Below are 23,807 nucleotides of genomic sequence, written 5' to 3'. Positions count from 1 at the left end.
ATCGGCGGCCGCGACGAGTTCGGCATGCAGGCGTGCGCGCAGCACGCCCATCGTTGCTGCCTGCAGCCAGCCGCCGTGGGCGGGCGGCGCGACGACGGTCACATCCGGCGCGCATGCGTCGGCGAGGCGCGACGACAGCGTCTCGCGCACGACGGCCGCCGTAAAGTACTGGTTCTCGATGTACAGGTGTTGCCGGGCCGCGCGGATGCGCGCCGTCGAGCTGGAACACGATCCCGCGATGGGCTTGCCAGCCCGTGCGATACACGGGCGGCCAGTCGCGCTCGAGCGCGTAGATCATCGCGAAGTCCCACGCGAGCACGTAGATGCGCAGGCGCGGACGCGCCTCAGGCGTCATCACGCGTCTTCGCCGCCGGCGTCGGGGCGTTGCAGCAGCGCCTGGCAGCGCGCATGCAGCGCCTTCAGTTGGGGCGTGTCCATGTCGGTCCGGATGCGGCCGCCGAGCGCCAGGTCGGTCCGCTCCGTCGCCATGTCGAAGATGCTGCGCGAGACCGTTACGGATGCCGCACCGATGCGGAGCCGTTCGAGCCAGTCGAACTCGATCCGGTGGCACGACAGCCAGGTGTGCATGCGTGCGACAAGCACGTCGGGCGGAAGCCATCGGCCGGTCTGTATGCGGGCGGCGATCTGGCTTGTCACGAGATAGGAGAGCAGGTCGAATCGGGTCATGCGCGCCTCCTTGGCCAAGGGTCGTCGGGGCGGAATGTGCGTCTGCCGGCGAGGTTCTGCCGATCGCCGGGCGGTCGGTGGCTGACCATCGCCGTTACCCCGCCGCGTGAATTGGCCCGCATAGGGCGTTCCTGCCCCATGCCGCCGCGGCGATCGACCGTGCCGCCGGCGCAGCCGCGTGCACGTTACAGCGTAATTGTAAAAAGTCGCACGCGAGCGAGGCGTGCGGCGGCCATCTGACGCGGCATGACGATTGCTCCGAAGCGGGTGGGTGCCGCGTCGCGTGCAGTGCCAGGGAGGGCTCGCGGCACCTCATCGGACATCCCGACAAAAGGAGCGTGACCATGAAAAGCGCCGCGAATCAGACCGCGGCGACGCGGGTGAACCCGATGCGGATCGAGGATTACGCGCTCATCGGCGACGGCCGCAGCGCGGCGCTCGTCGGGTGCGACGGCAGCATCGACTGGCTCTGCTGGCCGGACTTCGATTCCGACCCGTGCTTCGCGGCGCTCGTCGGCACGCCGGACAACGGCCGCTTCCGGCTGGCGCCGCGCGAGCAGGTCGTGCAAGTGACGCGTCACTATCTGCCGGGCACCGCGATCCTCGAAACGACGTTCGACACGGCATCGGGGCGCATCGTGCTGTGCGACTGGATGCACTGGGCGGCGCCCGCCCCGTGCATTGTCCGCAGCGTGCGCGGCGAGCGCGGCACGGTCACGCTCGACGTCGATATCGCGGTGCGCTTCGATTGCGGCCGCGCGTTGCCGTGGTGCAGCCGGCTCGGCCGGCGCTGGCGGATGCTGACCGGCGGTCATGCGGTCTGGCTCGACTCGATGGCCGACCTGTCGGCCAGGTGCGATCGTCTCGTGGGCACGCAACGGATCGCGGCGGGCGATCGCGTCGATTTCTGCGTCAGCTATGCTCGCTCGTACGAGCCGCCGCCGCCCGTGCCGGATCCTTACGCATCGCTGCATTCGACCCACGCGTTCTGGAGCGGCTGGCGTGCGCGCAACACCGCGCGCGGGCCGTATCGCGACCCGATCGAGCGTGCGCTCGTCACCGTGAAGCTGCTGTCGAGCGTGCGTACCGGCGGCATTGTCGCGGCGCCGACGAGTTCGCTGCCCGAGCAAGTCGGCGGCGGACGCAATTGGGACTACCGGTACTGCTGGCTGCGCGACGCAAGCTTCACGCTGCGCGCGCTCGTGCGCTGCGGCTATCGCGACGAGGCCGCGCGCTGGCGCGACTGGCTCGTCCGCGCGATCGCCGACCACCCTTCGCAGCTCCAGGTGCTGTATGCGGCTGACGGCGGCCGGCGTGCGGACGAATGGATCGCCAGCCACCTGGCGGGCTACGCGGGGACGCGGCCGGTACGGTTCGGCAACGCGGCCGCGCAGCAACAGCAGCTCGACGTGTATGGCGAGGTGCTGGGCGCGCTCTATCAGGCGCGCCTGCACGGCCTGCCGCAGGACCAGGACGCGTGGACCCTCGAACTGCGGCTGCTCGAGCACCTGAGCACGATCTGGCGCGAGCCGGACGAAGGGATCTGGGAAGTGCGCAGCGGCCGCAGCCAGTTCACGTCTTCAAAAGTGATGGTGTGGGCGGCCGTCGAGAGCGCCTTCCGGTCCGCGCGCGCGTTCGGCCATCGCGCACCGCTCGACGCGTGGCGGCGCTGGGCGGACGAGATCCGGGCCGACGTGCTCGCGCACGGCTACGATGCGCAGCTCGGCCGGTTCGTCGAACGCTACGGCGGCGGCGGCCTCGATGCGAGCCTGCTGCTGATTCCGCTGACCGGTTTTCTCGACGCGTCGGATCCGCGTGTCGCGGCCACAGTCGCCGCGCTCGAGGCGGAACTGCTCGACGACGGGCTGCTGCGGCGCTACCGGCCCTCGCGCTTCGTCGACGGCTGCGAGGGCGACGAAGGCACATTCGTCGCGGCCAGCTTCTGGCTCGCGAAGGTGCGCTGGATGCAGGGCCGCAGGCGCGACGCGCGCATGCTGTTCGAGCGGCTGCTTGCGTTGCGCAACGACGTCGGGCTGCTCGCCGAGGAATACGACACCCGCGCGGCGCGGATGTGCGGCAATTTCCCGTTCATGCTCGCGCAGGTCGCGCTCGTCAACACGGCGCTCGCGCTGTCGGGCACCGGGCGCGACGATCTCGGCGTCGGCTGATTCAAGGAGCAATGCCATGAACAAGGACCAGGTAAAAGGCCGCATCAAGGAAGCAAAGGGCAAACTGACGGAGGCGGTCGGCAAGGTCACGGGAAACCGGACGAGCCGATTGAAGGGCCGGGCCGAGCAGGTCGTCGGCAAGACACAGGCGTCATTCGGCGATGCGAAGGAGCGGTTCAGGAAGCGGCCGTAGCGCCTGCCGCCTGCCCGGAGAAGCCGCGCCGACGCCCTTGATGCCGGTGCGCCGGCAGTTCGCACCGCCGGCGCCAAGGTTGTCATGGCGCGGCGCCCGAGCCGCATTTTCGCCGAGTCGCCACGCGTGACGACAGGCTCGCCGACGGCCGGAGCCTAGAACGGCAGGTTGAGCGACAGGAAGCCCGTTTCCGAGCGCTCCCGCGTGCCGTCGTACGCATGGCTGGCGACTTCGATGCCGTAGCTCAGCGTGATGTCGTGCTTGAATGTCCACGCGTGTTCGAGCCGGGCGCTCCACAGCGCACTCGTGCCGAAGCCACGCTCGTTGTACGCGCCGCCCGACGCGGAGAGGTTCTGCCGCAGCGCCATGTCGCCCTTCTTCCACATCATCCATTGATGCATGACGGTTGCCGCAACCGCGTAGTCGCGCCCCGGGCTGAAGTACGGGGTGTCCTGCTTCGAGTTGCTGTCGGTGCCGAGATTCAGCGACACGTTGACGAGCTGGTTCGCGGACGTGAACACGCGCTGCGTGCCGGTCGCCGCGATTTCCTGGTGGAAGTTCGTGTCGCTGTAGCGGCTCGCGCCGTAGCTCAAGCTGACCTCGCGCCGATCGTTCTGGCGCCACTTCACCTCGACATTCGCGGATTTGCCCCAGATGTGTGCGACATAGGCCTTCCACGGCAGCGTGTTGTCGTTGCTGTCGAGCGCGCCGGCCACCGTCCAGTAGTCGTCGAGGTTGTAGGTGACGGAACCGCGGCCGCCGGTGCGGCCGTCCGAGCCGAACGAGCGTGTGGCCTCGGCCTGCACGGTCAATGGCCCGTGCCGGTAATCGCCGCCGACGCCCGTGCGCGTGCGGCTGAGGTTGCCGGTATCGGTTTGCCCATACCCGTAAAAGGTATGGGAGAACACGCGCCAGTTGTCGCCGAACGGCTGCGAGTACAGATAGGTGTCCGACGTGAACTGGTTGTCGGCCAGCACGCTGTTGCCGTGCTCGTAGCTCAGCTCCGTGGTCAGCACCGGGCTGCGGTACGCGTTGTAGTCGCGCTTGAACTGGCGCACCGCGCCATTGTCCGGGAACGTGTTCCCGAGGGTCTGGTCGACCTTCTTCGCGGTTTCGTAATCGTCCGCCACGAGTGCCGCGCGGCCGAGCCCGGCAAGGACCTCGACGCTGTCCGGGTGGTCGGTCAGCGACGCGTTGTACATCGCCATCGCCTGACGCGGGTGCGACTGGCCCGACACGGCGTCGGCATGCGCGGCGCGGACCTCGGAGTTGAACGGGATTTCGTTCTCGAGCTTCTCCAGCTCGGCGATCCCTTCGTCGACCCTGCCCGTATAGATCAGGTACTGCGCGTGCAGCCGGTAGTAGCGCAGGTAGTCGTCGCCGCCCTGATCCCATGGATGCACCTGCTCGGCCGACGGCAGCGACTTGCGCATGTCGTCGAGCACGTTGCTCGCGTCCTGCGCGCGGCCCTGGTCGACATACGACCAGAACAAGCCCTCGCGCAATTCGATCGGGCGCGTGCGCGCGCCATACTGGAAGCCGCGCGTCGCGCGGTCGGTCGGCGTCGCGCTCGCCTGGGCCAGCGCGCGCTGATAGGCCGCCGAGGCCTTGCCCGGCTCGTTCAGATACAGGTACGCATCGCCGGCGCCGGCCAGCGCATCGATCGAGACTTCCGCATCGGGGGGGATCGTTTCGAACGTCGCCACCGCCTTGCGCATGTCGCCCCGGGCGGCATAGGCGACCGTCCGGTCGCCCGCGAGCGCCGTGCGGACCGGCGAGTATTCGGGCGTGGCCGGCATTCTCGCGTCGAGATCGTCCGCGGCGTGCAGTGCCGTGTCGATCCCGTCGAAGCGATCGGGGCTCGTCATAGCTCGGGCCTTGTCGCGTCCGCCGCGCACCTGCTGGCGGATCGAGAGTTCCTCCAGCTGCGCGAGATCGAACGCGGAAAAGATGTCGGGCCGGGCCTTCGCTTCGTCGAGCGCCTTGACGGCGCCGCCGCCCGTGGCGAGATCGAATACTTCGGCACGGACCGCTGCGGCATCGGCCGGCTGCGCGCCCGATGGCTTGGGGGCTGCAGCGGTCTCGGCGACCTTGCCGGACCCGCTGGGCCCGGCGTCCCCCTCCGCGGCCATGCACGTTGCGGATGCAACAAGCAGCAACATGAGTGGCGCCTGAACGAGCATCCGCCGGTTGTGCGGCATGCGAATGATTCTGCGCTTGCAAACGTTGTTCACTTGGTACGCTCCCTTCGAAGGATTTATTTCAATCGTGTTGTGAGTCGCACGCACGATCTGGCGTCCAGCTTCCGTGGATGACCGGATTCGCGCGTGCAGCTCAAGGGGGCGCGCGGACGGCCCGACCGAGCCGCGCTTGCGATTCGTCGTTCGTCGGATCGACTGATGTCTCGACGAGACCGGGTCGCTGATGGGTGAACATGTGCGCTCTCTGGAGGCGGCCGGGTAGAAGACCTACCACCGCAGTTGAGCATTCAGCGTCCCCGTTTCGAGGATCGCGTACTTCATGTCTCCCTGGTACGTTCCCTCGATCCGGTAGCTCGCGTCGGGAACGCTGAACAGGCAGCGCGATCCTGAGGCCATGAACTCGACGAGGACGCGGCCATGCCGCCTCAATCGCACCTGGACGCCGACGAGCGGATTGCCGGTCTGGGCGGATACAAACGACACGCCCAGGTTGTACGGACGCCCGTCGGATGGGAGCGGTGCCGTCCGGTCAATGGCTGTATCGCCGCAGATATAAGAGATCGAATATCGCTGGCCCGGCTCGGTCGGCGCCGTTTGAGCAATCGCGGTTGCAGTTGCGCTCGCACACAACACCGAGGCAACGACGGTTGCAACCGGTAGCGCCGGCATTCGCGGCGAAGGTGACATGGCGGCCTCCGGTTGCAGGTAACGAAAGCATACTTTCCGGGTCGGAAAACGCAATGCGTATTCTCCATTGCGAACCACGTCATTCGTGTGGCGATTGCGAATGAAAAATCAGGCGAATTGTCGTGCTACGTTTCGAAAATAGTGCTGTTTCAAACCGGAAACGTTCTGCGTGATGGGGCTGGCATGCGTACGAGCGTGCCGCTGGAACAGGAGCCGGTTTTGCGGATGCTCACCGGGTTCGATCAGCGGTCGTGTTCAACCGAGACCATCGGCAAGTCGAACACGCGCGCTCGATCGATTCCGGCGCTGACGAGCGCGCGTGAAGTCCGGCAGATGACAGTGAATGCGTGGTCGATCCACGCGTGGTTGGCCAGGGAAACCGTTCGCTTGCGTGAACGACATGCGATGCCATGCGGCGGCACCGCAACGCAGATTATCGCTTTGCCGCCTGCTGCTGCTGCTCGATCGCGCGCCTGGTGCTCTTCGACACCGCGGCCGCGGCCACATCGAAGTTGCTTTGCGCGACTTCGACCGCCTGCTGCCCGGTTTTCCCGAGCGTCTGATAGAACATGTTGGCGGCATCGATCGCCGAGTTCAATGCAGCCACGGCCGCCTCGGAGCCGGCCGGCGCATTTTTCGTCGCGTCTTCGACGAAGGTCTGGACCCGACGCACATACGTGTCGCTTCCCGCCTGTGCGGCTTTGAGGAGGGCCGCCTGAGCGGATGACACGATTCCCCAGAACTCGCTGCTGTAGGACTGAACCTTCTCGGCCATCGGCGCCATGGTCGCACCCTGGATCGCCACCCAGTCTTGCGGCTTGACGATCGTGTTCTGCCCGATCTCCAGCGCGTCCTTCAGCGCCGACCGCACGAAGCGCGCGTTGAGTTCAGCCAGTTTCCCGACGCCATCGACCATCGTGCCGACCAGATCGAAAGCAACGTCGAGATTGGCGCGCTGTGCGCCTGAAACCAGCTCATGGGTTTGCATGTTCAACACTCTCCTGGATTGAATGAATTGCAGTGAATCTGCACCTGTCAGGCGCGTCGTCGTGGGGGCATGTCGCGGCTTTCGCCCGTCGCGAATGGCCGCCACGACCCGGTCGGTCGACAGGGGCCGGTCAATGTCTCCGTGTCATGGCCCGAAGCAGCGATTCGCCGTCATTCGTCACATAGGGACGGCGCGCGCCGGACGCGAGTCGCTCGAGTACGACGAGTTGCTGCTCGAGCAGCGTATCGAGTTCCTCGCGGTCCATGTCGATCTGGTCTGGCGACGACTTGACCAGCATGAGCGCCGCCAATTCGTGAGGGCTCAGCATTTCTGTCTCCTGGAATGTGTAATAGGCGGGTTTTACCGCTTCATCGCGTGTCGGTCGTGATGACCGAAAGCCGGGATCACGTGTCGCGCTTGCGCGCGATCATGGGTGCGTGGAACACGTGATGTGATCCGTGACATCTGCGACCAGCTTCAACTTCGGACCGGGACGCGCGAGTGCGGACGGGGCGGCCCCGTCATGCGTACCGTCCTGCCCCAATGCATGCTCGGCTCCGGGATTCGAGATCACCGCCAGACGAAACGGCGTGACGCGCATTTCCAGAGGGGCTTCGCCGAGCATGGCGGAGAGATCGGCGGTGGACACCGGACCGGCTGCGACAACGTCGACCGTCATCGACTCCATGCCGGTCTTCCGATCGATTTCCATCCTCCAACGACACACTTTCATTCCGCTTTTTGCAAGGCATTGCCAGACCGCGATGACCTTCAGCTTGCCGAAGTCAGCACGGATCGAGAGCCTTTGAACGACCATCGCGATTACCGGTGAAGGGGGATTGTTCGAGCCTGGAGGAGGCATACGAAGCATATGCCAGGGGGCGGCGGGTAGTACACGATGGGAGTATGTCCGTATATCGTTGATTTCGGACACGCGCGCCGGCGGTAGGCAGGAGCGGTATTTCGCTCACCGATGCGATTGAGCGTGAGAACGCGGCGCCTTCGGCTCATCGATGGCGAACGGGTCGAGACGCCGCGACAAATCGGGCCAGCCTGCTGTCACGATCGGGTGTCGGCGAGATGGCGCGCCGCGCGGCACGAAAATTGCGCATTCAGCGTGTCATCTCCAAGGGCCCGCCCCTGCGAAATCGTCAGCACGAGGGACGCCCGGATCCGATGACAATGTTTCCACCGGCAAGCTCATCGCCGCTGGCGTTGCACTATCCCGCGCATCGCAGATTCCGGTTTCTGCAACGCGCTGCGCGGCAGTGCGGCACCCGTGAAAAGTATGAAGATCCGGTGGCCCGCGCAGCGCAACGCGCGTTGCCGCTTGACGCCAGTCCGGGGCAGGACCGGATCGATCGGTCGAAGGACGGGGCCGGCGGCGCAGCCCGGTTGCCTACACTTAAGTATCCAGCCCAGCGGAGTCAAATTGACACAACGAGACTTCATCGCAATCGGCACGTCATCGGGCGGTGTAGATACGCTTCGTGCCCTCGTGTCCCGGCTTCCTCAGGATCTGCCGGCGACGGTCGCGATCGTGCTGCACGTCGGCGCACACGGCAGCGTGCTGCCATCGCTCTTGAGCGATTCCGGCCCGCTGCGTGCCGTGCATGCCGAAGATGGCGAAACGTACCTGCCCGGGAGGATTTACGTGGCGCCCCCGGATCAGCATCTGATTGTCGAAGGCGGCCACTTTCGCCTGCTGCATGGCGCGAAGGAGAACTTTGCGCGACCCGCGATCGATCCGTTGTTTCGCAGTGTCGCCGCCGAGATGGGGCCGCGCGTGATCGGCGTCATCCTGACGGGCCTGCTGGACGACGGCGCAGCCGGCCTCGAGGCCATCCGGTCGTGTGGCGGAACGACGATCGTCCAGGACCCGGCCGAAGCATTCGCATGCGACATGCCGTTGCACGCGTGTCCGTATGCCGACTACGTGCTGCCGATCGCCGGTCTGGCGCACCGGCTGATTGAATTGACGGGCGACGGGCTGCATGCATCGATGCCCGACGAGAGCACGCGGCGGCGTGCCGTCGAGCGCATCACCAGCGAGCAGCGTGCATGGACGGCCGACAATGAGCCGCCCGGCGAGCTGAGCCGCATTGCGCCCCCCTCCACGCTGACCTGTCCGGAGTGCAACGGCACGCTGTGGCGTCTGACGAATACCGGTCTGTTGCGTTACCGATGCCATACAGGCCACGCCTACTCGGCGGCCTCTCTGGCGCAGGGCCGACGTGAGGACGTCGAGCGCTCGCTGCGCGACGCACTGCGCGCATTGCGTGAGAGCGAGATGATGAGCCGTGCGCTCAGCGAGCACTTTTTCCGCTGCGGCGACTCGGCCGCGCAGGAGCGGGAGGAGGCAGCGGCCCATCGCGCCGGCATGGCGGCAAAAATCTTGCAGTCGATGCTTGTCGAAGGATAATAGAGGTTTACCCCGCGCATCTTGGTGCAAGCAGGCCAGGAGCCTGCCCGACCTTGGCCGCGAATACCCCAATATTATTCCAACAGGACAAGCAGCCATGCCGAAAAGACGTGGTCACACTCTCCCGAGCCAGGCCAATTATCCGATCGTCGGAATCGGCGCATCGGCGGGCGGGTTGAGTGCGCTCCTGGCATTTTTCGAAGCGCTGCCAGCGCACACGTCGATGGCGTTTGTGGTGGTCGTGCACCTGGCGCCCGATCACGAAAGCAACATGGCCTCCCTGCTGCAGAAGGCAACCAGCATGCCCGTGCTGGAGGTCACGAGCGCCACGGCCATCCAGCCCGACCACGTTTACCTGATCGCCCCCTCGCTCGAACTGACGATGGTCGACGACTATCTGCGCGTCGCGCCCAATCAACCTGAGGAAGGAGGGGGGCGCAGAGCCGCCATCGATCTGTTTTTCCGGACGCTGGCGGAAACCCACCGCGAACGCGCAATCGGCATCGTGCTGTCCGGCGCCGGCTCGGACGGTTCCGTCGGGCTGTCGAGAGTCAAGGAGATGGGCGGCATCACGTTTGCCCAGGATCCGGCGGAAGCGGAATACGACAGCATGCCGCGCAGCGCCATTGCGACCGGCATGGTCGACTTCGTGGCCACTGCGGCGGAGATGCCGCAACGGCTGATGGACCTGTGGCTGACTGCAAGGGAAATTCATCTGCCCGCCGTCGAAAGCGAGGAGCGCCAGGAAGAACTGGTCAACGAGGCGGCCGAGCGCGCGGTGCGCGAGATCATGATCATCCTGCGCACCCGCACTGCGCACGATTTTCGTCATTACAAGCGGGCGACCGTGCTGCGCCGGATCGAGCGCCGCATGCAGGTCAATGGCATCACCGATCTGCAGGCGTACCGCGACCACCTCCATCTGCACACGGAGGAAACCCAGGCGCTGCTGCAGGACATGCTGATCAGCGTCACGAACTTCTTCCGCGACAAGGAGGCGTTCGACGTGCTGGAGCGGGAAGTCCTGCCCCGGCTGTTCGAGGGGCGAGACGAGCAGGATCGCATTCGCGTATGGTCGGTCGGATGCGCGACCGGCGAGGAAGCCTATTCGCTGGCGATGCTGCTGCAGGAGCGGTCGCTGAAGTCGGCCGACGGCATTTCGTTCCAGGTCTTCGCGACCGATATCGACGAGCGGGCGATCTCGTTCGCGCGTGCCGGCCTCTATCCCGATTCCATTCTCGCCGATGTGACGCCGGGCCGCGTACGCCAGTTCTTTTCGAAAGACACCGCGCACTATCGGGTCAAGAAGGAATTGCGCGAGCACATGCTGTTTGCGCATCACAACGTGTTGAGCGACCCGCCGTTCTCCCGGCTCGATCTGATCTGCTGCCGCAATCTGCTGATTTATCTGGATCGGGAGGCCCAGATCGAAATTCTGAAGATGTTCCACTTCGCGCTGCGACCGGGCGGCGTGCTGTTTCTCGGCAGTTCCGAATCGGCCGATAGCGTCAGTTCGATGTTCACCGTCGTCGACAAGCGCAACCGCATCTATCGCGCGAACATGGCGGTGCGCGGCGACACCCCCGTTCCGGTGGCGATTTCCGGAACGCTGAGCACGCGGCCGATCGTGTCGACGGTGCAGCCGCCGGGGCGCCGCCGCTTCTCGTTCGGCGACCTGCATCAGCGCCTCGTCGAGCAACATGCGCCGCCGAGCGTGCTCGTCAGCCGCGATTCCGAAATCGTCCACCTGTCCGATCGCGCGGGGCGCTTCCTGGAGTATTCGGGTGGCGAGCCGTCTCACAACATCATCGCGGTCGTGCGGCCCGAGCTGCGGCTCGAACTGCGTACTGCGATCTACCAGGCGTTGCACACGAATCGCAGTGTGGAAGCGCGACGCGTGAGGATAGAGCGCGACGGGCGTTCGTATTTCGTCAATATGACGGCGCGTCCCGTGCACGATCCCGAGGCCAATGCGGATTTCGTTCTGGTGTTGTTCGATGAAGTCGAAGACAGCATGAGCGGATCGGAAACATCGACGGCCGACGCGCAGAAAGACCCGATCATCAGCCAGCTCGAGCGCGAGTTGCAGCGTACGAAGGAACAGCTTCAGTCGACCATCGAGCAGTCGGAAACGTCGACGGAAGAGCTGAAGGCCTCCAACGAAGAGCTTCAGGCCATCAACGAAGAACTGCGTTCGGCGACAGAGGAACTCGAAACCAGCAAGGAAGAACTGCAGTCGATCAACGAAGAGCTGACCACCGTCAATGCCGAGCTGAAATCGAAGGTGGAGGAGACAGACAAGATCAACGACGACTTGCAGAACCTGATCGCCGCGAACGACATCGGCACGATCTTCGTCGATCGCAATATCTGCATCAAGCGTTACACGCCGCGTGCGACCGATGTTTTCAGCATCATTCCTTCCGACATCGGCCGGTCGTTGCTCGATATCACGCATCGGCTCGAATATGCGAAGCTCGCCGACGATGCGGCCGAGGCGTTCGATTCGCTGCGCCTGATCGAACGGGAACTGAAGAGCAACGACGGACGCTGGTATCTCGCGCGCTTCGTTCCGTACCGCACGACGGAAGATCGCATCGACGGCGCGGTGCTGTCGTTCGTCGATATCACGGACCGTCGTCAGGCCGAAGACCGGCTGCGCGAAGGCGAACGGCGCATGCGGATCGTTGCCGGCACCAAGGACTACGCGATCATCACGTTCGACGACGACGGCCTGGTCACGAGCTGGAATGCCGGCGCCGAACGGATCTTCGGGTACACGGAAGCGGAAATGATCGGGCAGTCCGCCGATCTTCTTTCGACCGAGGAAGACCGGGTCGCCAACGTCGCCGTGCGCGAATTCACGGAGGCCCGGCTGAACGGGCGCACCGAGGAGGAACGCTGGCATCAGCGCAAGGACGGCACGCGCTTCTTTGCGAGCGGCGTGCTGTCGCGTCTGGATGAACCGGGCGTGCACGGGTTTGCGAAAATCGCTCGCGACCTGGGAGAATTCGCCCAGTCCGCCACGGCCGCCCGCGACGCGAAGCCCGAACCCCTTCGAGAAGCCGGCGAGCGGGATGCCCAGCGGCGCCGCGACGAATTCCTCGCCGTGGTATCCCACGAGCTCAAGCATCCGCTCAATCTGATTTCGGCGAGCGCGGAGCTGATTGCGCGCGCGCCGGAAACCCGGCAAAACCTGAACCTGTTGCGCGCAACCGATACGATCCGGCGCACCGTGCTGGGGCAAGCCCAGATCATCGACGATTTGCTCGACATCTCGCGCGTACGGACCGGCAAGCTGTCGGTGGTGCGGACGCCCGTCGACATGCGCGAGGTCGTGCGGCGCGTCACCGACGCCGTTCAGGCCGAAGCGAGCCAGCGTGGCCTCGCGCTCAATGTCGCCGTGACCGACTTGCCCGTCATCATTCACGCCGACATCACGCGAATCGAACAGACCGTCTGGAACCTGATCAGCAACGCGCTGAAATTCACCCATCACGGCTCGGTGGATGTTTCGTTGCAGGTCAACGAACATGCCGAGGCCGTGCTGCGTGTGGCCGATACCGGCAGCGGCATCGAGCCGTCGCTGTTGCCGCACGTCTTCGACATGTTCCAGCAAAGCAGGGACCCGAAGGCACGCCGTGCCGGCCTCGGCATTGGCCTTGCGCTGGTCAGGGATCTCGTGAACCTGCATGGCGGCGCCGTGCGCGCGGAATCGGAAGGCGTCGGCCGCGGTGCGACGTTCACGATCACGCTCCCGACTCAGCGCGCGGTCGCCAATACGCGTGCTGCCGGCGCAATCGCGGCCGAATCGTTGCACGGCTTGCGCATCCTGATGGTCGACGACGATGCGGCAACCGTCGAAACCTTCAAGCTCCTGCTCGAAAGCGATGGCGCCGTCGTTCAGACGGCGACCAGCGGCGAAGAAGCCTTGTCCATGCTCGACGGCAACGTACCGGACCTCGTCCTGTCCGATATCGGCATGCCCGGCATGGATGGATTCGCGTTCATCGAAAAACTGCGCGAAGCGCCAGCGCTCAGAGCGGTGACCTGTATTGCGCTCAGCGGCTTTGGCCAGGAAGCCGACGTCAAGCAGGCCACGAATGCCGGCTTCGACGCGCATCTGGTCAAGCCGGTGACGCTCGAAGATTTGCTGTCGCTTTTTGCACGGTTGCGTCGTTGATGCTCGCGCTACCGGCGTTGCCGATGATGCGCAGTCCCGCCGCGGAACGGAAGCAACTGGCGAGACTTCCGCGCACCGTCCATACTGTATGAATGGAAGGCATGCCGCGACAAGAGCCGCGGCATGCTTCGCGCAGATTCAATCATCGGTCGCTGACGCGCGTTTGCCGGACGCCTGCTCCTGGTTTCCTCGGCCCGCGACGGGAAACGGGAGCCTTGCTTGACATGACGAATGGCATCGACAATCGCGACAACCATGCAAAGGCCCAGTTCGACGAAGCTGCCCGACGTCTCGAAGCCGCCGAGGTACGCGTACGGGCGCTTTCCATCAATCCGCTCGCAGACGAGGCAGCCCTGCAAACAGCACTGGAAGCGTATGAAATGGCCCGGCTGCTCTGGCTGAGCAGCGAAGCCGTCTTGCGCAGTGCGGTGGTGACGAACGGCCAGCCGCAGCATATCGGCAAGTGCGTCGTGATTCTCCACGGCAACGAGCACGTTGGTGAATCGATTGCGCTCTTGTTGCGCCTGCGAGGATTCGGAACGACCGCGATCCCGAGCAACCGCCTCGAACGCGCGATCAGACACGGGCCCGCTGCAGCGGTCATCTTCGATATCGAGCGAGATCCGCGCGATGCATGCGTGCTCGCTGCCAATTCTTTCGATACATACCCCGACGCACGTATCATCGGAATCGTTCCGCCGACGCTCGAAAATTATGACTGGAGGGGGTTCGACACCATCCTTGTCAAGCCGACCTCGATCGACATGATCGTGTGGGCGATCGTATCCGATGCCGGGTCATAGCCACCGCGTGGAAGACATGTCGGCCGGCAGCCCGTCCATTTTTCGGAAATAGTCGTGCATCGAACTTACTTCTACCTCAACAAACCAGCCGACCACCAGGATCAGGAGGAGGCGCTGATCGCGCTCGACAAAGCTGGCCATACCGTCGTGCTGAGCCGCGTCGTGTTCGACCAGGTGCACCCGTACGTCGCGGCGGCGGATCGGCCGGAACTGAAGGGCCTGTTGCGGCGCGCTGCGCCCGGCGATTCCCTGGTGGTGCTCGAACTGTCCGCGCTCGGGTGCAGCGCGCGAGATGTCCTGGCGACGCTGATGGAATGCCGCAACAAGAATATTTCCGTCCTGTGCGTCGAACTCGGCAACGTGGATCTCGCGGGCCGTCCCGAACGGCAGGCAGTCAGAATGTTGAGGGCGATCGTGCAGATGGAAATCGCGACGAGAAGCCAACGCAGCCAAAGGAGCCTGAAGTTCGCGCAGGAACGCGGACAGCATACGGGCAGGCCAGCCTCGCTTTCGCGCCACGATCAGGAACGCGTAAAACGTTCGCTCGACAACGGCCTTTCGGTCAGCGAAGTCGCACGTCAATTCGGCACGTCGCGTCAGACCGTCATGCGGATACGGGCGTCCTCCGCGGCTGCTGAAACGGAAGACTGACCGTCACGCAAGCGCGCTGCCGCAGCGTGGCGCGACTCGGTTTTGCATTGGACCCTATCCGGCCGGCACCAGCAGCGCGACCGGCAGCGTGCGCAATACGTCGCGCAACCAGAGCATGTCGTCGGTTGGCACGTGAACGGATGAAGTCAGCGCATCGCGCCAAGCGGCTGGTTTGCGTGGCATGGCAGGCAGCGCGACGGCGCTCGACTCCGATGCCGCGGCGGGCGCCAGCAGAATGGCCGTGTCGCGCCAATAGTGCGGCGGAATGCAAGGCACCGCGCGTCCCGCGAGCCAACGTGCGGCCAGCCGGCTTGCCACGGCGACGACCGCCCCGCTTGCGCGCTCGCCCGCGCAACGTGCAAAGGCGATCGCATGGTCGGTCGCGACGCCGGTGACCGGCAGCGGCACGTACGCGCCACCTTCGAAACATCGCGCGTGAGTGCGTCGCATCGCGAGCGTGTCGCGGATCAGGCCCAGCTTGATTCGGCCGTCATGCCAATGTGCGAGCCGCTCGTCGACGTCGGCAAGCCGCGGCGAATCGCTCATCCGCTCGAGCGCAGCCTGCCGTGCCGCGAAGTCGACCGCCCGACGGTTGTCCGGATCGACGAGGCTTTCATCCCAGAATTCGCACCCCTGATAAAGATCGGGCACGCCCGGCGAGGTCATGCGCAGGAAGGTCTGCACCAGGCCGTTGAGCGCGCCTGCTGCCGCGATGCCGCGCACGAAGTCGTCGAGCCCCGCGACGAACGCAGGCGTGTGCAGGATCGCTTCGAGAAAACGGCGGCAGCCCGTTTCATAGGCGTCATCGGGCGCGAGCCACGACGTGCGCAGCTTGGCTTCCCGAATCGCCTTCAGTTGCCACGCGGCGATGCGTTCGCCAAATGCGTCGATCCCGGCAGGCGCCGCGGCGCTGCGAGCAGGCTCGGCGAGCCATGCCGCGGGCCACGCGCCGATCAGCGTCTGATAGAGCATCAGTTCGTCAGCCGGCGACGGCGCGACGCCACGCTCCAGCGTCGCCCGATACGGCGCGTGATCGTCGCGCCATCGCGACATGACCGCCGCGAAGCGCTCGGGCACTTCGCTCAGCACGGCCAGACGCGCGCGCACGTCCTCGCCGCGCTTGTGATCGTGAGTGGCCGTCGTCAGCATCGTACGCGGGGAGGTGGCAGCCCGCGCCGCGTTGGCCGCGTGGAAGGCGGCGACGGACAGGCCGAGTGTCGCGAGGTCGGCGCCGACCTCGTTGCGCGACAGCGCGCGGGCCCAGCGATAGCCGACCGTGTCCTCGACCGATTTCGCCGCGAGCGGCGCGGTGACCTGGGCGAAGCGGATCTGCGCGTCACGCAGGCGCCGGCGCCGTCGCGGCGCGTCGGCGCCGAGCCAGCGGTCGAGCTGCGCAAGCACGGGCCGGTCGAGCGGATGCAATTCGGTCCGCGCGCGTTGCAGCGCTGCCGCGAAGACGGCCGCGTCGACCGCGCTGCGCGGGCCGGCAGACGGATACGCGCGGTAGACGGGAAAGTGGCGCGCCAATGCGCGCACGCACCGCTCGATGGCGGCCGGGCTGACGTCGCAAACGGACGGCTCGCGGCTGGCGATATCGCCGAGAACGGCCATCAGCCGTGCGATTTCGCTGCCGAACGTCTCGTCGAGCAATTGCGCGCGGGCGGCGACGACGTGCGCCGCGAGGCTGCGCGCGTCGCCGCTGTGCTCCCGCCATATCTCGGTAAGTGCCTGGGCGCTCGTGTCGTCATGGAGCACCGCCGCGACGTCGTTCATGAAATCGTATCCCGTCGTGCCGTCCGTACCCCAGGCCGGGTCGAGCGTCTCGCCGGGCATCAGGATCTTCTCGACGACGACATACGGTTGGCGGCGGCCCGCGCGCCGCAGCGCATGCGCCAGCCGCCGGCAATACGCGCCCGGGTCGGCCAGGCCGTCGATGTGATCGATGCGCACGCCGTCGATCAGTCCGTCGCCGAACAGGCGCAGCAGCAGCGCATGGCTCGCGTCGAATACCGCCGGATCGTCGACGCGGACGGCCGCGAGCGTCGTGATGTCGAAGAATCGCCGCCAGTTGAGCGCGTCGCGGCCGAGCGGCCACCATGCGAGCCGGTAATGCTGGCGTTCGAGCAGCGCGTGCCAGTCGTCGGCAGCGCGCACGGACAACGCCGCGTCGCGCGTGGCCGGGGACAACGGGAACCGCTGCCCGGCATAGTCGATCTCGGGTTCCCCATCGGTTCCCCATGCCAGTCGCAGCTGGTCACGCGCAAGCACGGTGGCGAGCGGCTCGGCGAGCACCGGCAACAGCACCTTGCCGCGCACATCGATCGCACGGTGCGCCCAGTCGATGTCGAAAAACGACGCGTAGCGGCTCGCCCGGCCATGGGTCAGCACGTCGCGCCACCAGCGGTTCGTGGCGCCAATGCCCATATGGTTCGGCACGATGTCGAGGATCAGGCCCATGCCCTTGTCGTGCAGCCGCGCGGCTAGGCGCCGCAAGGCCGTCTCGCCGCCGAGTTCGGGGTTGACGAGGTTCGGATCGACGACGTCGTAGCCATGACGTGAGCCGGGCTGTGCCGCGAAGATCGGCGATGCATAGAGATGGCTGATCCCCAGCGCCGCAAAATAGTCGATCGAAGCCTCCGCGGCACTGAACGGGTAACCGTGATGAAACTGCAGCCGCAGTGTCGCGGTCGGCTGCGTCATCGCTGCACCTCTTGGCGCACCTCGTCGCGCACTTCTTCGCGCGCCTGCACGAGCGCCCGCAGCCGAGCGACGACGCAGGCGTCGGCCAGCAGGCGCGGCGCCGCGGCCGGCAGGCGCCGGCGCCAGTTCGGGTGCCCCGTCACCACGCCGGGGAGGTTGACCGGCTCGCGCTGGCCGATCGCGTCCTCGAGCGGCAACAGCGCGAGCGGCGCCGGCGTGCGGCCGACGAACGCGGCGATTGCCGCCAGCGGCGGCTCGCGCGGCGGCGTGACCGGCGCCCCGGGCGCCAGCCCTGCGTCGCGCAGCGCACGCCACAGCGCGACGCGCGACGTGCGCCGCTGTCGCCGCGCGTCATGCGTATCATGCGCGAGTTCGCCGAGCCCGATGCGCTTTCGCCACGCGATATCGCGGCCTCGCCACCAGCCGGCCACGGTCGGCAGATCGTGCGTGCTGGTCATCGCGACGGCCTCGGCGCGCCACCGTGCGGGCAACGTGAAATCGTCGCCGTTGCGCGCGAACCAGAGTACGTCGAGGCCGAGCAAGCCCGCCGCGGACAAGTGCGTGCGCAGGTCCGGCGGCACCGTGCCGAGATCCTCGCCGAGCACGATCGCGCGATGGCGCCACGATTCGAGCGCGACCAGCGCGAGCATGTCGTCGAGCGGGTAGCGCAGGTAAGCGCCGTGGGCGGCCGGCATGCCGTCGGGCACGATCCACAGGCGCGCGAGGCCGAGCACGTGATCGATGCGCACGCCGCCCGCATGGGCGAGCACGGCCCGCAGCATCGCGATGAATGCGCGGTAGCCATGCTGCCGCAACGCCCACGGCGCGAATGTCGACAGGCCCCACGATTGCCCGAGCGGATTGAACGGATCAGGCGGCGCGCCGAGTGCCACGCCGGTCAACATGTCGGCGGCGTGGCACCAGCACTCGCTGCCGGCCGGGTCGACGCCGACTGCGAGATCGGCCAGCAGGCCGATCGACATGCCTGCATCGCGCGCGGCATGCTGCGCCGTCGCGAGGCCCTCGCGCGCGAGCCACTGCAGGAACACGTGAAACGCCACCTCGTCGCGATGTTCACGCGCGCAGCGTTCGACGTGCGGCGACTCGGGTGCGCGCACGTCGGCCGGCCAGCGGCGCCAGTCGTCGCCATGCTCGCGGCGCAGGCGGGCATGCAGCATCTCGAAGCACGCATGATGTTCGAGCGGCGCGCCGCCCGCGTCGCGGAACGCGTCCAGCGACGCGCGTTGCATCGGGCTCAGCCACCGGTCGCGCTGCGCGAACAGAAACCGCAGAACCCGCAGGCGGGCGCGCACCGCCGGTGCCCACGCGACGAGCTGCTGCGACTCGCGGCGCGCGAAGCCGGCCGACAGTGCCAGGGACACCACCGCTTCACGTACGGCGTGCGTGCCGCAACACATGGCCGGATCGACGTAAGCGACGTTGTACCAGTTGCGGTTCGACGGCGAATAGGGGCTGTACTGCGCAGGACGCGCCGCGAACATCGCATGGACCGGGCTCACGGCGAGCGCTTGAGCCCCGAGCGGTGCCGCCGCGCGCGCCAGGTCGGCCAGCGCGCCGTAGTCGCCGAGTCCGCCGTCATGCTCGTGCCGCAGGCTATAGAGCTGCACCGCCAGGCCCCATTCGCGCGCACGCTGCGGCAACTCATGGCAGCGCGGTGGCGCGACGGCGACCGTCAGGTGGCTGTCGCCGATTTCGAGGCCGTGATAACCGGGCCGGGTGAGCGGCGGCAGCCGCGGTGCGTCGCCTCCGGCGCCCGCGGCGACGTGGCCGTCGTGCGTGCCGCCGTCTTCCCAATGGAGCCGATAGCGCATGCGGCCTCGCCCGCCGAGCCAGGGCAGCGAAGCCGGTTCGCCACAGCGCGCGATCAGCAACGGCGGCGCGTCGACGACGCGTGCCGCGTCGTGCAGCCGCGCCGCGCTGTCGCCGCATTGCCGGGCCGTCATGCACGGCAGGCCGAACGCCGACAGAACGGCGCGCAACGTATCGGCCTCGACGTGGCGTGCATGGCCGGCGGCATCCTGCCAGTCGATCGCGATGCCGGCCTGCCGGGCCAGATTCGCAAGGGCGTCGGCAGAGGCGTTCATGCCGGCGCCTCCAGCCATGCGACGCAACTGGCCGGCGCCAGCATGCCGGCCGCGAGCCGCATCGCCGCGTCGTCGGGTGTGCTGCACAGCACCGTGCCCGCCGGCATTGCGGTGCAGCTGACGGCTTGCCCGTGCAGGTTCACGCACAGGGTCAGCGCGGCGCCATCGTTCATGCGCCAGCGCGCCCGCACGGCGCCGGCGCCGATCGCCTCGGCGCCGAGCGCGCGGGTGCCGGGCAGGCGCGGCACGAGCATCGCGCGTCGCGTAGCCAGCAAGGTCCGGTACCAGGCCAGCCATGCGGCGTGCCCCGGCGTGTTCGCGTCGTCCGGCGTCGGGCACGAGCGTGTGAACGTGCCGATATCGTTCGGGTCGGGAATCGCCGCACGCGCCGCCGGGTCGGCAAACGCGCGCTGGTGCGCGAACTCGGTGCGCCGGCCTTCGCGCACCGCGTCGGCCAGTGCGTCGTGGTAATCGGTGAAGTACAGGAACGGCTGCGTGCAGCCCCATTCCTCGCCCATGAACAGCAACGGGATCTGCGGCGACAGGAGCAGCAGCGCGACAGCCGCGCGCAGCGCCCGCGGGTCGCACAGTGCCGTCAACCGTTCGCCGTGGGCGCGGTTGCCGACCTGATCGTGATTCTGCAGGAACGTCACGAACGCAGTCGCCGGCAGCCACGCGCTCGGTTCGCCGCGCTGGCGCGCGAGGCGCGCGACCCGCTCGCCCTGGAACGCAAACCCGTCGGCGAGGCAACGTGCCAGTCGCGCGGCCGGGGCCTTTGCGAAGTCGCCGTAATAGCCGTCATGCTCGCCGGTCAGCAGCACGTGGATCGCATTGTGCGCGTCGTCGTTCCATTGCGCAGTGAAATCGTGCGCGAGCAGGCTCGCCCGGTTGTCCTCGTTCTCGAGCACGAGGTGGATGTGCCGGCCCGGCTCGCGCCGCGCCGTCTCCGAGCGAACCCGGCGGGCCAGGTCGACGAGAAACGACGTGTCGCCGATCGCATGGACGGCATCGAGGCGCAGGCCGTCAAAGCGGTATTCGAACAGCCAGTACAACGCGTTCTCGATGAAGAATTCGCGTACGGCCGGTTGACTGAAATCGATCGCGTCGCCCCACGGCGTGCGTCGCGACGCGTCGAAGAACGAGGCAGCCAGGCGGCCCATGACGTTGCCGTCCGGGCCGAAATGGTTGTAGACGACATCGAGGAACACCATCAGGCCGAGACCATGCGCGTCGTCGATCAGTGACTTCAGCGCGTCGGGCGAACCGTAGGCGGCTGAAGGCGCGAACGGCAGCACACCGTCGTAACCCCAGTTGCGCGTGCCGCCGAAGGTGGCGACGGGCATCAGCTCGATTGCCGTCACGCCAAGCTCGGCAAGCCGCGGCAGTTGCGCGGCGACGCCCGCATATCCGCCCAACGCGCCGGCGTGCAGTTCGTACAGCACCGTCTCGTGCCAGGGCCGGCCCTGCCAGGCGGTGTGGCGCCAGCGGAACGCGCCGGCGTCGACGACAATGCTCGCGTCGTGCGGGCCGCCGTCCTGCGCGCGCGAGGCCGGGTCGGCCAGTGCCGTCCCGTCCGCGAGCAAGTAGCGGTAGCGCGTGCCGGCGGCGCAGGCGAGCACGGCCTCGTGCCAGCCGTCGGCCTGCGCTGTCATCGGCACGCGGGCCCGGCCGTCGACGGCGAGCATCACCGCCGGGTGGCCCGGCGCCCACAGGCGAAAGCGCGCGGTGCCGTCGGCTTGCAGCGCGGCACCGAATGGCAGCGGATGGCGACAGGTGCGGGGCATCATGCGGTTTCCCCGCTGTCGGGCGCGGGCGGCGGCGCGGCGTCGCCGGAAGGCGCCGCTGTCGCTCGAGCCTGATCTTCCGGTGGTGTGGCCGGTATGGTCGGTGCGTCCGGCGTGGCCTCAGGCGGGTGCTGATCGTTGCGGACGCAGCCAGTCACGATCGCCACGCTATGCGCGGCGATCTCGATGGCCGGCCCATGGATCGCGTGCGGCAGGGCCTCGGGTTTGGCGGTGCCGATTTCCATGCGCCAGTGAGCGCCGGGCGGCGGCAGCGTGAACGACAGCGATATGCCGGCGCCGTTCATGAGCCACAACGCCAGATCGATATCGCCGCGCGCGTTGCGCGCTGCGCGCCGCAGTACGAGCGCGCGGCCCTCGGGGTTGTGCCAGTCGTCAGGTGTCAGTTCGATGCCGCGCTCGTCGAACCAGGCGGTGCCTTTGAGGTCCGGCGCGACGTCCCTCGCATCGTGCACGAATTGCTTGACGCGCAGCAGCGGCATCGCGCGCCGCAGCGCCGTCGCGCGTGCCACGAACGCCGTCAGCGCCGCGCCTTCGGGCGATGCGGCCTGGTTCCAGTCCAGCCACGACAGCGGGCTGTCCTGGCAGTACGCGTTGTTGTTGCCCTCCTGGGTGCGGCCGAATTCGTCTCCGGACAGCAGCATCGGCGTGCCGCTCGCGAGCACGTTGGTCAGCAGCAGCGAGCGCAACACTCGGGCGCGCAGCGCACGGATGGCCGGGTCGTGCGTCGGGCCCTCGACACCCCAGTTCGCACTGAAACTGTCCGGTGTGCCGTCGTGGTTGTTCTCGCCGTTTGCTTCGTTATGCTTATGCGCGTAAGCGACCAGGTCCGCCAGCGTGAAACCGTCATGCGCGGTGACGAAATTGATCGAGGCCCAAGGCTTGCGATGGCGGCGGTCGAACACGTCGGCCGACGCAAGCAGGCGGGCCGCGAGCTCGGGTCGCACACCCCTGTCGCCGCGCCAGAAGCGCCGTACCGTGTCGCGGAAGTGCCCGTTCCATTCGGCAAAGCCGGGTGGATGGTTGCCGAGCTGGAAGCCGCCCGGGCCGACGTCCCACGGTTCGGAAATCAGCTTCAGGCGCGACAGCACGGGATCCTGCAGGATCGCGTCGAAAAAGCCCGCGCCCGGATCGTAGCCCTTGCTCTCGCGGCCGAGCGTGACGCCGAGATCGAAGCGGAATCCGTCGACGTGGAGCGTTGCGACCCAGTAGCGCATCGAATCCATCACCATTTGCAGCACGCGTGGATGCGACAGGTTGAGCGTGTTGCCGCAGCCCGTATCGTTGATGAAGCGGCGCTCGTCGCCGGGCACGAGGCGGTAATAGCTGGCGTTGTCCAGACCGCGCCACGAGATGGTCGGCCCGAGTTCGTTGCCTTCGCAGGTGTGGTTGTACACCACGTCGAAGATCACCTCGATGCCGGCCGCGTGGAGGCTGCGTACGGCGTGGCGCATTTCATCGAGCCTGCCGCTGGCGAGGTACGACGGCTCGGGCGCGAAGAAGGCCATCGTGTTGTAGCCCCAGTAGTTGCGCAGCCCGCGTGCAAGCAGGAAGCGGTCCTGCATGAACGCATGCACGGGCAGCAGCTCGATCGCGGTGATGCCGAGGCGCTGCAGATGTTCGATCACCCGCGGCAATGCGAGCGCTGCGAAGGTGCCCCGCGATGGCCCGTGCAGCACGTCGAGTTGCTTCGTCAGCCCGCGCAGGTGCGCCTCGAGGATGACGGTATCGTCCCACGGCACGTGCGGCCGGTCCGGATCGTCCCAGTGCGCGCTGTCGTCGACCACCACCGCCTTCGGCATCGCGGGCGCGCTGTCGCGCCGGTCGAACGAAAGATCGGCGCGATGCGACGCGACACGGTAGCCGAACAGCGCATCGGACCACCGCAGCCTGCCTGTGAGCTGCCTCGCGTACGGATCGAGGAGCAGCTTCGCCGGGTTGAAGCGGTGGCCGTGCGCAACGTCGTAGGGGCCGTAGGCGCGATAGCCGTAGGCGAGGCCGGGGCCCGCGCCGGGCAGGTAGCCATGCCAGACCTCGTCGGTGCATTCGGGCAGGGTCATGCGCGCCAGCTCCTTGCCGCCGCTCTCGTCGAACACGCACAGGTCGATACGCGAAGCGTTGGCCGAGAAGACGGCGAAATTCACGCCGAGGCCGTCCCAGCGCGCGCCGAGCGGCGCCGCCACACCGGGCAGGAGACGGTCGGCAAAGCGCGCCATC

Annotated in this window: 16 protein-coding genes and 1 pseudogene; 6 read left to right on the top strand and 11 right to left on the bottom strand. The window is 67.0% G+C overall.

Translation table 11 applies throughout. From position 1 onward, the window contains the following. Positions 1–6: 6 nt before the first annotated feature. A pseudogene (locus tag ACV22Z_RS18310) lies at positions 7–343 on the bottom strand (hypothetical protein); the annotation flags it as partial. Positions 344–354: 11 nt separating this feature from the next. Further along, the gene (locus tag ACV22Z_RS18305; protein WP_448077696.1) at positions 355–687 is read right to left on the bottom strand and encodes a hypothetical protein; all 333 of its coding nucleotides are present in this window, start codon (positions 685–687) and stop codon (positions 355–357) included. 389 nt (positions 688–1,076) lie between these two features. Here ACV22Z_RS18305 and ACV22Z_RS18300 point away from each other — a divergent pair, with 389 nt between their 5' ends. Continuing rightward, complete coding sequence (locus ACV22Z_RS18300) at positions 1,077–2,855, top strand: glycoside hydrolase family 15 protein (protein WP_448077935.1); 1,779 nt, start codon at positions 1,077–1,079, stop codon at positions 2,853–2,855. 16 nt (positions 2,856–2,871) lie between these two features. Further along, entirely contained in the window at positions 2,872–3,048 is a 177-nt protein-coding gene (locus ACV22Z_RS18295; protein WP_448077695.1) for a CsbD family protein, read from the top strand. 155 nt (positions 3,049–3,203) lie between these two features. Here the strand turns inward: ACV22Z_RS18295 and pgaA are convergent, their stop codons facing one another. From pgaA to ACV22Z_RS18270, 5 genes are all read right to left on the bottom strand, one after another. After that, positions 3,204–5,210 (bottom strand): poly-beta-1,6 N-acetyl-D-glucosamine export porin PgaA, encoded by a 2,007-nt coding sequence (gene pgaA, locus ACV22Z_RS18290; protein WP_448077694.1) that lies wholly within the window; start codon positions 5,208–5,210, stop codon positions 3,204–3,206. A 306-nt stretch (positions 5,211–5,516) separates the two neighbouring features. Next, entirely contained in the window at positions 5,517–5,936 is a 420-nt protein-coding gene (locus ACV22Z_RS18285) for a hypothetical protein (protein ID WP_448077693.1), read from the bottom strand. A 433-nt stretch (positions 5,937–6,369) separates the two neighbouring features. Then, the gene (locus ACV22Z_RS18280) at positions 6,370–6,924 is read right to left on the bottom strand and encodes a phasin family protein (RefSeq protein ID WP_448077692.1); all 555 of its coding nucleotides are present in this window, start codon (positions 6,922–6,924) and stop codon (positions 6,370–6,372) included. Positions 6,925–7,054: 130 nt separating this feature from the next. Beyond that, positions 7,055–7,252, bottom strand: coding sequence for a hypothetical protein (locus ACV22Z_RS18275; RefSeq protein WP_448077691.1), 198 nt, complete (start codon positions 7,250–7,252; stop codon positions 7,055–7,057). A gap of 99 nt (positions 7,253–7,351) precedes the next feature. After that, a complete protein-coding gene (locus tag ACV22Z_RS18270; protein ID WP_448077690.1) occupies positions 7,352–7,741 on the bottom strand; it encodes a hypothetical protein in 390 nt (129 codons plus the stop codon). A gap of 615 nt (positions 7,742–8,356) precedes the next feature. Between ACV22Z_RS18270 and ACV22Z_RS18265 the strand changes: the two genes are divergently transcribed. The 4 genes from ACV22Z_RS18265 to ACV22Z_RS18250 all read left to right on the top strand — a co-directional run bounded on the left by ACV22Z_RS18265 (position 8,357) and on the right by ACV22Z_RS18250 (position 14,983). Continuing rightward, a complete protein-coding gene (locus ACV22Z_RS18265; protein ID WP_448077689.1) occupies positions 8,357–9,346 on the top strand; it encodes a chemotaxis protein CheB in 990 nt (329 codons plus the stop codon). Between the two features lie 97 nt (positions 9,347–9,443). After that, the gene (locus ACV22Z_RS18260; protein WP_448077934.1) at positions 9,444–13,529 is read left to right on the top strand and encodes a CheR family methyltransferase; all 4,086 of its coding nucleotides are present in this window, start codon (positions 9,444–9,446) and stop codon (positions 13,527–13,529) included. A 224-nt stretch (positions 13,530–13,753) separates the two neighbouring features. Continuing rightward, positions 13,754–14,332, top strand: a complete 579-nt coding sequence (locus ACV22Z_RS18255; RefSeq protein WP_448077688.1) for a hypothetical protein — start codon at positions 13,754–13,756, stop codon at positions 14,330–14,332. Between the two features lie 54 nt (positions 14,333–14,386). Beyond that, complete coding sequence (locus ACV22Z_RS18250) at positions 14,387–14,983, top strand: recombinase family protein (RefSeq protein ID WP_448077687.1); 597 nt, start codon at positions 14,387–14,389, stop codon at positions 14,981–14,983. A 54-nt stretch (positions 14,984–15,037) separates the two neighbouring features. On the opposite strand, the gene treY is transcribed toward ACV22Z_RS18250, so the two are convergent. The 4 genes from treY to glgX are packed head-to-tail and all read right to left on the bottom strand — an operon-like array spanning position 15,038 to position 23,806. Further along, complete coding sequence (gene treY / locus ACV22Z_RS18245; protein WP_448077686.1) at positions 15,038–17,683, bottom strand: malto-oligosyltrehalose synthase; 2,646 nt, start codon at positions 17,681–17,683, stop codon at positions 15,038–15,040. Further along, the gene (gene malQ, locus ACV22Z_RS18240; RefSeq protein WP_448077685.1) at positions 17,680–19,788 is read right to left on the bottom strand and encodes a 4-alpha-glucanotransferase; all 2,109 of its coding nucleotides are present in this window, start codon (positions 19,786–19,788) and stop codon (positions 17,680–17,682) included. Before malQ ends, treY begins: the two co-directional genes overlap by 4 nt. Further along, entirely contained in the window at positions 19,785–21,575 is a 1,791-nt protein-coding gene (treZ, locus tag ACV22Z_RS18235) for a malto-oligosyltrehalose trehalohydrolase (RefSeq protein ID WP_448077684.1), read from the bottom strand. Before treZ ends, malQ begins: the two co-directional genes overlap by 4 nt. Continuing rightward, positions 21,572–23,806, bottom strand: a complete 2,235-nt coding sequence (gene glgX, locus ACV22Z_RS18230) for a glycogen debranching protein GlgX (protein ID WP_448077683.1) — start codon at positions 23,804–23,806, stop codon at positions 21,572–21,574. Before glgX ends, treZ begins: the two co-directional genes overlap by 4 nt. Position 23,807 lies beyond the last annotated feature (1 nt).

It is taken from the genome of Burkholderia sp. PU8-34 (assembly GCF_053427725.1).
Note: the sequence above shows the minus strand (reverse complement) of the source record. Positions and strands in the feature narration are given on the sequence as shown.